Raw genomic sequence first — 12,110 nt, 5'->3', positions numbered from 1 at the left:
GGGGCGCTGATGGAATGTTCTGGAAAATGTGAACTGAACAACAAAGGGGCAACAAAAGCGTGGAAGTGGGGAGCGAAAAACTTGAAAAATCTTTCTGAAAGCCCTTTAATTTCAATCGAAAAAGTGGTATAACGAACTTGTAGAGCGGAATGAGTAATTCTTCACAATCTGACTTTTTTTGCAAGTGCCGCTACCACTTGTGTTCCCACTGTTGGTGGGAGAAAAAGACTATAATGTGTGAATTAATCACAACGATCAAGTTGCTGGATGTCAGAATTTTACAGATAGGGATGATTGTATGCGTATCAAAGCGGCAGTTGTTGATAAAAAAGGCGATTCCTTTGAAATGCGGGACGATGTTGAGTTAGCCCCAATGCAGGCGGATGATTTGCAAATCCATATGGTAGCGACTGGGATTTGCCACTCCGACGAAGCGTTACGGAAAGGTGACGCGGAAATCGGTTATCCAATCATCTTGGGTCATGAAGGATCCGGGATTGTTGAAAAGGTTGGCCCCGAAGTCAAGGACTTCAAGCCCGGCGATCACGTCGTTCTTTCCTTCTATGGTTGTGGCAATTGTACGAACTGCTTGAAGGGGATTCCAACACAATGCTTAAACTACGCGGCGAATAACTTGTCTGGGGTTCGGCCAGACGGCAGTGCTCACTTTACTGAAAATGGGCACCAGGTCGATGATATGTTCGACCAATCCTCCTTCACCACGACCACGGTGGTTCGGGAACGTAACGCGGTTAAGGTACCAAAGGACTTGGATTTGCGGAAATTAGGGCCACTGGGCTGTGGCTACGTCACCGGGTCCGGGACCGTGCTCAACACCTTACAACCAAAGCCGGGCGACACTATCGCTGTCTTTGGGACTGGGGCCGTTGGTCTGGCTGCGATGATGGCCGGCAAGATTGCGGGTTGCACCACGGTTATCGCCATTGATGTGGTTGATTCTCGCTTGGCCTTAGCCAAGGAATTAGGCGCGACGGACACCATCAACAGTAAGAGCGAAGATGCCGTTGAAGCCATCAAGAAGTTGACGGATGGCTACGGTGTCAACTGGGCTGTTGATACTACTGGGGTCAAGAAAGTCATGGAAGATTCCATTCAAGCCTTAGCCCAAGGTGGGACGACCGCCACAATCGCCGTTACGCCAAACCACATTGATTTGGATACTTGGAACGACCTCTGTGTCAACGACCGTAAGATCGTCGGCGTCAACATGGGGGATGCCATTCCACAAGTTGATATTCCACGGTTAATCAAGTTCTATCAAGCCGGCATGTTTGACTTCGACAAGACTGAAAAGTTCTACAAGTTCGATCAAATCAACGAAGCCAACGCCGACTCTGGCAGTGGGAAGACCATCAAGCCAGTCTTAGTTATCGACCCAGATTACGTTCCGGGTAAGTAATCGCAGAATCATTTAGTTGTCGTCATTAATTCAAAATTAAAGGAAGCCATAAACATGTCAACTACGACAGATTTAAAGCACTATCAAATGTACGTTAATGGTGAATTTAAGGACTCCGATTCAGGGAAATTATTGACGGTTCTCAACCCTTCGACCGGGGAAAAGATTTCCACGGTGCCAAGTGCGACCCGCGAGGAAACGAAAGCTGCCATCGACGATGCCTACGAAGCTGAAAAGACCTGGAAGTTCGTTCCAGCCGCAACTCGGGGCCAATACTTACACGACGTGGCTACGGAAGTTCGCAACCAAGCGGATCACCTAATCGATATGCTCCAAGAAGAACAGGGGAAGATTCGGTCCTTAGCCACCACGGAAATTATGTTCTCCGCGGACTACTTCGACTACATGGCATCGGCAGCGCGGACCTATGAAGGGGAAATTCTTCAATCCGACAACGCGAACGAAAACATCATGATTGCCAAGCAACCAATCGGGGTTGCCGCCGGGATCTTACCATGGAACTTCCCATTCTTCCTGATTGCCCGGAAGATGGGGCCAGCTTTGGTCACCGGGAACACGATTGTCATGAAGCCAAGTTCTGACACGCCAAACCTAGCGCTGGAATTTGCGAAGATTGTCGACAAGGTTGGCATTCCAAAGGGTGTTGTTAACTTTGTTACGGGTCCTGGTTCGGTTGTCGGGGACGAATTATCCCACAACAAGAAGATTGGCATTATTAGTTTGACCGGGTCCGTTGATTCCGGGAAGCGGGTCATGGCTGCAGCATCCACGCACATGGCCAAGGTTTCTCTGGAATTAGGTGGGAAGGCCCCAGCTATTGTCTGCAGCGATGCCGACATCGACTTGGCGGTTCAATCCATCATCGACTCACGGATCGACAACAACGGTCAACTTTGCAACAACTGTGAACGGATCTACGTCCAAGAAGACGTGGCTGACGAATTCACCAAGAAGTTGACGGACAAGATGGCCGCCGTTAAGGTTGCTAACCCAATCGCCGACAAAGACTCCGGCATGGGTCCATTGATCAACCAAGCCGCTTTGGACAAGGTCGACGGCATGGTTCAACGTGCCGTTGAAGCCGGCGGGACGGTCACTACTGGTGGTCACAAGATTGAAATCGAAAACGGGTTCTACTACGCCCCAACGGTTATCAAGGATGTTAAGCAGGATTCTGAAATCGTGCAAGACGAAATCTTCGGCCCAGTTCTGCCAATTGTCACCTTCAAGACCTTAGATGATGCCATCAACATGGCTAACGATAGCGACTTTGGGTTGACGTCTTCCATCTTCACTGAGAACTTGGACAACGCTGCTCGGGCAGCTAACGAACTGGAAGACGGGGAAACCTACATCAACCGGTTCAACTTCGAAGCCATGAACGGTTCTCACTCTGGCTGGAAGGAATCCGGTATCGGTGGTGACGATGGTCGTCACGGTATCGAAGAATACTTGAATACTCACGTGATTTACTTGCAAGGTCATCCAGAAAAGGCCGATGGCTAGTTCATTAATGGCTAAACCATAACTTTGCAAGCAACAGCAGCTTTGATCAGGGACTCATCACTGAGATGATGGGCCCCTTTTCATGTCTAAAAACCCGTCTAGTCACGGCAGGCACCAGACGGGGAAATTAGATTAAGCTAAATGAATCAAAGCGACCCCACCGACCATAATCAGTAGGCCCACGATTTGAACCAGCGTGACCGGGTTGCGCTGGCTTTCCAGCCAACCAAAGTTATCGATAAGTAAACTGCCGCCCATTAAGCCAACTAACACGATGACCACGGTCAGCCCGGTACCTAGAATTGGGACCAGGTAGACGTTGCCCAGGACGAATAAGGCGCCGATAACGCCGCCGACCCACATCCACCAGGGATTCGGCCGGTCAGTGGGCTGGGTAAGTTGCCGTGATGAGCGTAACAGGAGGTTGATCACTAGAAGTGTTAGGGCTCCCACGAAAAACGAGATGAAGGCTGCATCGAGCGATGAGCGGAGTACGAGACCCAAATGGCCGTTGATGGCCGATTGCGCGGCCCCTAACATACCGGCGCCAATGCCTAAAAGCCGCCAAAGCCACAGACTCGCGGATGCGGTGGTCGTGGGAGCCGCATCTAAGGCTGCTCGCCGTTTTAGGAGCCAATCACTGAGGGCGACCGTGACGATAACGCCTAGAAGAACCAGTAGCGCACCCCCACCACGAACCGTGGTGAAAGGGCTAACTTTGGCGTGGAACCAACCGAAGTTGTCGATGAGTAGGCCCATTAGGATTTGGCCAAACATTGGCAAAATCACGGTCTGGACACTCCCCAATTTAGGGAACAGGAGAATGTTACCGGTCAGGTAGACCACTCCAAATACCCCGCCGAGCCACAACCACGCGGGTTGCTGGCTGAAGAGGTGGGGTGTAAAAAAGAGACGATGGTCGATCAAAAGTGTAATCACGGCTAGAAAGCCACTCCCGACGGTAAAGGAAATCAGTGACGCCATAAATGGCGACCCCACGGATTGGCGCAAGCGAGAGTTGATACTGGTTTGAAGCGGTAAGATGAGGCCGATGACGACCCCCATGACGATGGCAAACACGGCAGTTCCTCCTTAAAATGAGTTATGTCTAGTAAACACCATTTTAAGGTGGGGAGCCAATCGAATTTGCATCGTGAAATCGGGGAAATGGGTCCAATCGGCCTAATCACGGGAGTTAGGCGCTCACCAGATGCGCCCGAATTCCTTGATAGATGGCGTCGTAGTCGATGGTCGGCCCGTCACTGGCCGCAATCTTCAAGGTCAGTGCCGCAATCTGTGGATTGGTGTAGGTCAAGTGGTAGTGGTTGAGTTGAGCCAAGATGGCCAGGGCTAAAACGGCGGTCCGCTTGTTGCCGTCTTCAAAGGGATGCAGGGTGATGACTTTGAGAAAGACGATGCCTAACTTTTGCTCGATGGTCGGGTAGGCTGCGGTGTCGAAGAAGACTTGCTGGGGCTGAGCGATGATGGAATCCACGGCGGCCTGGCTACGGATGGTAGTCGTTTCGGTGGTGTCCGCCAAAGCAGCTTGATTGAGTACAGTCAGCTCGCGGGGCGTGAGGTAAGTGGTGGTCATGTTACTGATCCCCTTTCTTGAGACTGAGCAGGGCCGCTTGGTAGTCGTGCAAAACGGTTGGCAGTGCCGCGCTAAAGGCCGGCGAAGGATCCAATGGCGTCACGGGCGTCACGGTCACGCCGGTGGTTGTAGCGGTGACCGTCACCGCCTGGCCCGCGGTAAGGCCGAGCTGAGTGGTTAACGGCAGAATTAAGGTGCCGTCGGGAAGTGTTTTGATTTGGGTTGTCAGTGTCAAAAAAATCGCCATCCTTTCTTATCCTCACCAGTGTAAAAAGAAAGGAGCGCAGTGCAATAAAAGCGACTGAAAACGGGACGCTAAGGCCGGTGACTTACCGGTGCTTAGCGTCCCGTTTTATTGGGGGGGAGTGCTTTAAGTTAACGCAAAATCATTGGGGTCGGCGGCCAGGGGACCGTACGTGTCTTGGTCGGCATCGCGATAGTCCCACCATTCGTTGACGTACCCCACGAATCCGGCGGCCAGCATGGCTTGATGGAGCAATTGGTAGTGCTTCTCTTGAATTGTGGTCCGGGCGAAGTCGCGGTGGGCCCGCTCGGAGAAATCGTCGAAGGCACTTTGCATCTCCAGTTCTTGACCGTTGGTATCACAGAGGGTCAAATCAAAGGTGACCCCTTTTTGGTGGGAGAAGTTCGGGTCGGGTTGCGCCACGAAGGCTGGGTCGGGATAGACTTCAAAGAGCCGTTCCTGGGCGCGCACCGGCCGGTAAGCGTCGAAAACTTTTAGCCGGTAGCCTTGGTCCCGTAAACTGGCACTAGCCCGGGCTAATTTTTCGGCGGTTCCCGTGCGGGCGATGGCGGTTGTAAAGTCGTAAATCACTTGGCCCGTGAAGTTATTGGTCGTGGCGTAGCGTAAGTCGACCAGGATGGTTGGGTCGAGGGCCTGAATATTACTAAATCCGGTTGTCTGATCCATTGAAATCCTCCCTTATGCAACCGCTTACAATATAACAAGGAATGACAGATAAGACAACCGATATGCCCGAGAACGGCCGAATGTAGTGACTTGTCACCTGGTGGTTTACTTACTGGTCGCAAAAATTGGTAGCAAAAAGGTCCGGGGCATTGGCCCCGAACCTGGTGGTGTCACGGTTATTTTAAACTCTCCACGTTATCCTCCGCGTAAATGCCAATGTCAGCCACGTGCAAGATACCGGTGTGTTGCTTGCCGTTGACGGTCAGCATACCGATCTTTTTGTAAGCCATGGTGGTCGTGGAGTCGGCAAGGACCGCAACGCCTAGGGTCTCCCCGGTGTCCGCGTTGATGCCGGATGGCACGTCGATGGCCACGGTCGACGCGTCCGTCGCGTTGATGGCGTTGACGGCTTCGGCGAATTTGCCGGTAATCGGGCGGCTGAGGCCCACACCGAAGATGGCGTCGACAATCGTGGTGGCGTGAATCACGTCGTTTAGATCCGAGGTGAACGGAATGTGGTAGTAATTCGCAATTTTGAGTTGTTGGCTGGTCTGGGGCGTGGCCTTATCGGGGTTCCCCAAGAGATAAATGGCCACGTCGATCCCCCGAATCTTTAACAGTCGTGCGACGGCAATGCCATCGCCACCGTTGTTTCCGGTGGCGGCGACTACCACGACACGGGTGAGGTCGTAATCATCATTTAAGAGGTTGTTGAAGGTGGCTAGCGCCGCGCGTTCCATTAAGACCATGGACGGAATGCCGACCTGGTTAATGGTATGGGCGTCGTAACTTTGCGCTTGCGCAATCGTAATGGCTTTACTCATCGATAGTCCCTCCTTAAATAAAGGCAAATGCTATAGGTTTTCTAATGGATGGTCAAATTGTAACACACGGGTGGATAAGCGTTGCAACTGTTCCGTCATCGCTTGGAAGTTGACGGTGGTATCCGGCGGGGTGACGTTCTGCCACCAGTGGTGGAGGACCTGAATGGCGCGGCGGACGAGCTGGTCGCCGGCCGGGGTCAAGACCAGTTGTTTGTTGCGGCGGTCCGCAGGGTCATCAGTCTTTTGTAAAAGATCGATTGTGACCAGATGGCGGACCATGCGGGTCATCAGGCCTTCATCCACCGCAATCGTACGCGCCGCCATCCGTTGATTGATGGGACTAGACTCGGACACCAAGACCAGCAGGTAGAATTCCGTGATGTTGATGGGGACCTGGTCGGCCTCGAGAATCTGGTTCATGTCGCGCTGAAATTGCCGGTGGAGGATGGCCAGGTTCGTGGTGAAATCGAGAATATAATCTTCCGTGAGTTGGCGTCCTCCTTAGTCGGAACCATACGTCAGGTGAGGCGACCAACGCCCCACTGCGTATTACCTTTAGTTTACACCAGATGGCGGGGAAGGATAACGATTCGCCTCGTTCTTTTCTGCGGGTCTCGTGATAGAATGAATGTAAAACAAACTGGGGGCCACGAGAATGTTTATTCAAATTCTAAGTGATATGGACGAGGTGCAATTGCGTCAACTCCAACTGAAAAAGTTAGGCGATGACGTCAGTGAAGAAGACGTGATTCGCCAAGGGGTCCTAGACACCTTTCAGACCTTCTTAGATCAAATCGAAGACGGCCACTACGACACGGCCAAGTGGCAGAATGAAGACCTGATTGTGGTCGATATTTTAGGCCACCAAACGGCGACGGTCGCACCGGTCAGTGACTCATTCGTGACGGATTTTCGGCAAAACTCAGATGAGACCCAGCGCTATCTGGAACAACAGGCGGCCCGCGCCGCCGGAGGTCGGTAGTAGAACGCTAAAGGGGGCGTGCGTTGTGGAACAAGGCTCATTATTTGAACAGTCCCAACAAATGCCACTGGCTAACCGGGTTCGCCCGCAGTCACTCGACGAGTTCGTGGGCCAGCAACAGTTGTTGGGACCCGGGAAAATCTTGCGTGACCTGATTGAAAACGACCAGGTCTCGTCGATGATCTTCTGGGGGCCGCCGGGTGTGGGCAAGACCACGTTAGCTGAAATCATCGCCCACCAGACCCAGGCGAAGTTTATCCGCTTCAGTGCGGTCGATAGCAGTATCAGTAAAATCAAAAAGATCATGAAACTGGCCGAAGGCGACCGGGAAATCGGTGAGCGGACCCTGGTCTTCGTCGACGAAATCCACCGTTTCAACAAGGCCCAACAGGACGCCTTTTTGCCCTACGTCGAACGGGGCAGCATCATCTTGATTGGGGCGACCACCGAGAACCCGTCGTTCGAATTGAACTCGGCGTTGTTGTCGCGGTGCAAGGTCTTTGTGTTGAAGCAACTAGCCACCGCCGATATCCAACAATTGTTGACCAACGCGCTTCAGAATCCGGCCGGTTTTCCTGACCTTAAAGTCAATCTGGGCACCGACGAACTGCGGGCCATCGCTGAATTTGCCAATGGCGACGCCCGCACCGCACTTAATACGCTCGAGATGGCGGTCTTGAACGGGGACCGTCACGACAAACAGGTGACCATCACCATGGCCGACCTGAAGCAACTGATCACCCAAAAGTTCGTGCTCTACGACAAGACTGGTGAGGAGCACTATAACATCATCTCGGCGTTGCACAAGTCGATGCGCAATAGCGATGCCGACGCGGCGATTTACTGGTTGTCGCGGATGCTTGAAGGTGGGGAAGACCCGTTGTACATTGCCCGTCGGCTGGTGCGCTTCGCCAGTGAGGATGTCGGCCTGGCCGACACCAACGCCTTGAACGTGGCGGTGAACGTCTTTCAGGCTTGTCAGTTCTTGGGGATGCCCGAATGCGACGTTCATCTGACTGAGGCCGTGACCTACTTGGCACTAGCGCCTAAGTCCAACGCGATTTATAAGGCGCGTTTAGCCGCGAAGAAGGACGTCAAGGAGACCCGCGACGAACCGGTGCCGCTCCAGTTACGGAACGCACCGACCAAGTTGATGGCCGACCTGGATTACGGCAAGGACTACCAGTACGCCCACGATGCGCCGGATAAGCTAACCACGCTGCAGAGTTTGCCAGATGCCTTAGTTGGGCGCGAGTACTACCAGCCGACCGACCAGGGGCGCGAGAATTTGTTCAAGAAACGCCTGGATTACGTTAAGCGTTGGCGAAAAGACCATCAAAAGCCAAATGATTAAAAAATAATTAGAATTGCCATTGATTTTTCGTTTGAGCCTGGTTATAATGGGTACCAATATTTGAAAAACGTTGAGGAAAAAAGTAGCGTTTGAGTTGCTGTCCAGTGAGTCCCGTAAAATGTGAAGGGATCAGCGGTCAAACGTGAACATCATTTCTGAGTTCGGTGCTGAAGAGGCGACTCGTAGGTTACCGTGGTGGCCACCATTATTGGGCTAGCGGATGTTGGTCCGTGATGAGTGTGGCGTGTGTCAAACGCCACAAAAAGGTGGTACCGTTCTACTTAAAAACTAGAGCCCTTTTCCCGTTTCGGCGGGAGAAGGGCTTTTTTCGCGTTTGGATAATGGATTACCAGCAAAGATCGGAGGAATCAAGATGGAACAAGTAACTAGGCGACATCATTTTTGGCAATTATTAGTGGTGAGTTCGTTGATTTTCGGCATGTTTTTCGGGTCCGGCAACTTGATTTTCCCCGTTCATTTGGGCCAGATGGCTGGGCAAAATTGGATTACGGCGGCACTCGGGTTTGCTGTGTCCGGCTCACTGTTCCCGTTACTGGCCATCTTGGCGGTGGTGGTCACCAAGAGTGACGGCCTCTATGATTTGGCCAAGCCGGTCGGCGCCAAGTACGCGGCGGTCTTCTTGGTCTTAGTCCATTTGACCATCGGCCCGTTCTTCGGGACGCCCCGGACCGCGGCCACGGCCTACGAAATGGCGGCCGAACCCTTCCTACCGAAGAGTTGGTTGACCGTGGGACAAGTCATCTTTACTGCCGTCTTCTTCGCATTAGCTTACGTACTAGCGACCCACCAAAATATTCTGGTCAAGATCGTTGGCAAGTATTTAAATACAGCGTTTCTGGCGCTCCTGGCGGTAGTCTTTGTGGTCGCGTTCTTGAACCCAATGGGCGGCACCACCCATACGCCGACCACGGCTTACCAGTCCGGCGCCACCGTCAGTGGGTTGCTGGAAGGGTACAACACCATCGACGCCGTGGCGTTACTGGCGCTGAGCGTCACCTTCGTCCACGCGGTGCGGGGTCTGGGGTATCACGATAAGGAACTGACTCGCTTGACCGCCAAAGCCGGGACCTTGAGTATCTTATTAGAAATCTTGGTTTACTTTGGCCTGGTCCTGTTAGGGACGTTGAGCTTAGGTCAAGTTAAATTGTCGGCCAATGGCGGGGTGGCCCTGTCACAAATCGTGGGTCACTACTTCAGCAACTTCGGGACGGCCTTTTTGGGAGTGATGGTCACCTTAGGGGTCTTCACCACGGCGTTAGGGTTAGTGACGTCGTTTGCCCAGGACTTCCATAAATTGTTCCCGAAGGTCAGTTACCTGGCTTGGCTGCGGGTCACCACGGTGGCGTCGTTTCTGGTCGCCAACGCCGGCTTGGACAACATCATCGCGTGGTCGTTACCAGTCTTGATGTTGCTCTACCCGCTATCGTTAGCGTTGATCTTGGTGTCGTTGACGGTTTCGAAGCGGCCATACGCCGGGCTGGTCTACAGGACCACGATTGCGGTCACGGCGGTGCCAGCGGTCTTGGATATGCTGGCTAACGCGCCGGCCGTGGTTGCCGGTTTCGGTCCGGTCGCCGCGGTCTTACACGCCTATCACACCTATGTGCCGTTCGCGAGCCTAGGCTTAGGCTGGTTAGTGCCGACCGGTTTGGCCTTCGTCTTGAGCTTGGCCTGGGGGCACTTCCACTTGGCCGCTCAGCGGACCACGGAAGGTGTGCAACAATAAGGGGGCAAAAAAAACGTTCCGGTCGTGTGGGCCCGAAACGTTTTTTTTGACATCATGTTTAGCCGAACCCTTGGAGGCGCCGGGAGTGCCGGTCAGTGGCCTTCATGGCGGCGAAAACGGCGCGCGCCGTGACGGGGAAACCCATGTTGTGGATGGTCTCACCGTCTTGGACGGTCAATTTGGCGACTTTCAAGAGATCGTCGTCACTGACGGAATCGAGGTGTAACGCACTCAGTGTGGTCGGTAGACCCAGCCGATTTTCAAAGTCTAGGTAACGGGCGAATTCGGCGTCACTGGCGCCGGTCAACGTCAGGTTCAGTAGGGTGCCAAACGCCACCTTTTGACCATGAGAGAGTTTGTGGACGTCGCCGGAAAGGGCGGTCAGGCCGTTTTGAAAACTATGCGCGGCAGCTAGACCAGAGCTTTCGGCCCCCACGCCACTCAATAAGATGTTGGCTTCGATGATGTGGGAGAGCGCCGGGGTGACCACGTGCTGGTTGGCCGCGGCGACCGCCTGTTCACCATAAGTAAAGAGCAGCTCCTCACACTTTTCGGCCAGGGCTAAGCCGGCCGCGGTTTGGTGCGTGTGCAAGGGTAACAGGGTGGTCGTTCGCGCGCGAGCGATGGTCTGGGCTTCGACGTTGGTGGACAGGGCGTCGGCAATCCCGTCGACTAAGAAGCGGACCGGGGCCCCGGCAATTACCGCGTCGTCGACCAGGACCAAATCAGGGTTCTTGTCGTAGAAGCGGTAGGTCATGAATTCACCAGCCGGGGAGTAGATGACGCTGAGCCGGGTGCAGGGCGAGTCGTTCGAGGCCAGCGTGGGCACGATGACCACGGGAATCCCGAGGGCGTCCCCGACCGCCTTGGTGGTGTCGTTGGTCTTGCCACCGCCTAAGGCCATTACGAATTTAGCGGCGGTCCGTTCGCCGATGGCTTTGATGCGGTCGATTTCTTCGGGAGAACTTTCCCCGTTAAAGGTCACGTGGGCGATAGTTAGCCCGGCATCGGTCAGGTTCTGGTAAAAGGTCGCGCCGACCAGTTGCCAGACGTTGTCGTCGGTCAGTAGCATGCCGTGGTCGCCGAAGGGGGCGATGTACGGCGCGGCGTGGGTCAAAAGTTGGTCGTCCTGAACGTAGGTTGAAGGACTTGCGAAAGCGGTAATCATAATGTTCCCTCCTAGTTATGAAATTACCGTTATTATAGAAAGGGTCGTCACCGGCAAGTTGCGGTAGGTCTTAAGGTAGCTGATTTAGGAAACTGATGCGCCACAACTGATAGTCCCGACTGGACACCCGAAAAATCAGACTGCGTTTGCCGAAAAATTCGTCACCGGAATTGATTTGTATTAGAATGGAAGTGTTCAGCGCCCTTAGTGTAATGGATAGCACATGAGATTTCGGTCCTCATGATCCGAGTTCGACTCTCGGGGGGCGCATAAAACTGAAGGTGAAACGATGAGGGGACGCTGGGGTGAACTAGCGCCCTTTTTGTAAAATCAGAATTTTTGGTTGGGTCTTTGGCCTCCTACGGTGGAGGGGCACTCTAATTTAGATTGCGGCTAATGAGCCAGGCTTTACAAGTTGAAACCAGTCGTGATAATTCAAGTTATATACGTCGAACAGATTGAAATATTATTTGAATTTTGCGGTTTTATGACGCCCTATTTTGTATTCCAAAGTGTAAATGCGATTTAATTAAGGAATAATGAACGTTAAATTTTGCCGTCCA

At 53.2% G+C, this 12,110-nt stretch carries 12 protein-coding genes and 1 tRNA gene; 6 read left to right on the top strand and 7 right to left on the bottom strand.

The features are described from left to right. Window positions 1-298 precede the first annotated feature (298 nt). Together H3M12_RS01735 and aldA are read left to right on the top strand one after the other, a co-directional pair. A complete protein-coding gene (locus H3M12_RS01735) occupies window positions 299-1,420 on the top strand; it encodes an NAD(P)-dependent alcohol dehydrogenase (protein ID WP_129032940.1) in 1,122 nt (373 codons plus the stop codon). A 54-nt stretch (window positions 1,421-1,474) separates the two neighbouring features. Beyond that, window positions 1,475-2,947, top strand: a complete 1,473-nt coding sequence (aldA, locus tag H3M12_RS01730; RefSeq protein ID WP_129032939.1) for an aldehyde dehydrogenase — start codon at window positions 1,475-1,477, stop codon at window positions 2,945-2,947. Window positions 2,948-3,079: 132 nt separating this feature from the next. Here aldA and H3M12_RS01725 read toward each other — a convergent pair whose 3' ends face one another. From H3M12_RS01725 to H3M12_RS01700, 6 genes are all read right to left on the bottom strand, one after another. After that, entirely contained in the window at window positions 3,080-4,027 is a 948-nt protein-coding gene (locus tag H3M12_RS01725) for a DMT family transporter (RefSeq protein ID WP_233449205.1), read from the bottom strand. A 115-nt stretch (window positions 4,028-4,142) separates the two neighbouring features. Then, window positions 4,143-4,541 carry a type II toxin-antitoxin system death-on-curing family toxin gene (locus H3M12_RS01720; RefSeq protein WP_182150830.1) on the bottom strand — a complete coding sequence of 133 codons (399 nt, stop codon included), beginning with the start codon at window positions 4,539-4,541 and terminating at the stop codon, window positions 4,143-4,145. Between the two features lies 1 nt (window position 4,542). Continuing rightward, window positions 4,543-4,776 (bottom strand): hypothetical protein, encoded by a 234-nt coding sequence (locus H3M12_RS01715; protein WP_129032937.1) that lies wholly within the window; start codon window positions 4,774-4,776, stop codon window positions 4,543-4,545. A gap of 135 nt (window positions 4,777-4,911) precedes the next feature. Continuing rightward, complete coding sequence (locus H3M12_RS01710; RefSeq protein ID WP_182150829.1) at window positions 4,912-5,472, bottom strand: M15 family metallopeptidase; 561 nt, start codon at window positions 5,470-5,472, stop codon at window positions 4,912-4,914. 176 nt (window positions 5,473-5,648) lie between these two features. Further along, complete coding sequence (locus H3M12_RS01705; RefSeq protein WP_182150828.1) at window positions 5,649-6,296, bottom strand: NAD(P)H-hydrate epimerase; 648 nt, start codon at window positions 6,294-6,296, stop codon at window positions 5,649-5,651. Window positions 6,297-6,326: 30 nt separating this feature from the next. Then, window positions 6,327-6,716: a MarR family winged helix-turn-helix transcriptional regulator gene (locus H3M12_RS01700; protein WP_182150827.1), complete on the bottom strand. Its 390-nt coding sequence runs from the start codon at window positions 6,714-6,716 to the stop codon at window positions 6,327-6,329. Between the two features lie 235 nt (window positions 6,717-6,951). Here H3M12_RS01700 and H3M12_RS01695 point away from each other — a divergent pair, with 235 nt between their 5' ends. From H3M12_RS01695 to brnQ, 3 genes are all read left to right on the top strand, one after another. Next, window positions 6,952-7,278, top strand: coding sequence for a hypothetical protein (locus H3M12_RS01695; RefSeq protein ID WP_129032934.1), 327 nt, complete (start codon window positions 6,952-6,954; stop codon window positions 7,276-7,278). Between the two features lie 25 nt (window positions 7,279-7,303). Beyond that, window positions 7,304-8,632: a replication-associated recombination protein A gene (locus tag H3M12_RS01690; protein WP_129032933.1), complete on the top strand. Its 1,329-nt coding sequence runs from the start codon at window positions 7,304-7,306 to the stop codon at window positions 8,630-8,632. A gap of 373 nt (window positions 8,633-9,005) precedes the next feature. Further along, window positions 9,006-10,379, top strand: a complete 1,374-nt coding sequence (gene brnQ, locus H3M12_RS01685; RefSeq protein ID WP_129032932.1) for a branched-chain amino acid transport system II carrier protein — start codon at window positions 9,006-9,008, stop codon at window positions 10,377-10,379. A 58-nt stretch (window positions 10,380-10,437) separates the two neighbouring features. Here brnQ and H3M12_RS01680 read toward each other — a convergent pair whose 3' ends face one another. Further along, entirely contained in the window at window positions 10,438-11,544 is a 1,107-nt protein-coding gene (locus tag H3M12_RS01680; protein ID WP_170954991.1) for a glycerol dehydrogenase, read from the bottom strand. 201 nt (window positions 11,545-11,745) lie between these two features. Here H3M12_RS01680 and H3M12_RS01675 point away from each other — a divergent pair. Further along, window positions 11,746-11,817: transfer RNA gene (locus tag H3M12_RS01675), tRNA-Arg, on the top strand. Window positions 11,818-12,110 lie beyond the last annotated feature (293 nt).

The sequence above is a fragment of the Levilactobacillus suantsaii genome (genome assembly GCF_014069315.1).
Lineage (GTDB): Bacteria > Bacillota > Bacilli > Lactobacillales > Lactobacillaceae > Levilactobacillus > Levilactobacillus suantsaii.
This window is presented reverse-complemented; position numbering and strand designations above follow the sequence as displayed.

Coding starts and splice junctions, on each gene's coding strand:
- H3M12_RS01735 (WP_129032940.1), top strand. CDS start 299: ATGCGTATCAAAGCGGCAGTTGTTGATAAAAAAGGCGATTCCTTTGAA.
- aldA (WP_129032939.1), top strand. CDS start 1,475: ATGTCAACTACGACAGATTTAAAGCACTATCAAATGTACGTTAATGGT.
- H3M12_RS01720 (WP_182150830.1), bottom strand. CDS start 4,541: ATGACCACCACTTACCTCACGCCCCGCGAGCTGACTGTACTCAATCAA.
- H3M12_RS01710 (WP_182150829.1), bottom strand. CDS start 5,472: ATGGATCAGACAACCGGATTTAGTAATATTCAGGCCCTCGACCCAACC.
- H3M12_RS01705 (WP_182150828.1), bottom strand. CDS start 6,296: ATGAGTAAAGCCATTACGATTGCGCAAGCGCAAAGTTACGACGCCCAT.
- H3M12_RS01700 (WP_182150827.1), bottom strand. CDS start 6,716: ATGAACCAGATTCTCGAGGCCGACCAGGTCCCCATCAACATCACGGAA.
- H3M12_RS01695 (WP_129032934.1), top strand. CDS start 6,952: ATGTTTATTCAAATTCTAAGTGATATGGACGAGGTGCAATTGCGTCAA.
- brnQ (WP_129032932.1), top strand. CDS start 9,006: ATGGAACAAGTAACTAGGCGACATCATTTTTGGCAATTATTAGTGGTG.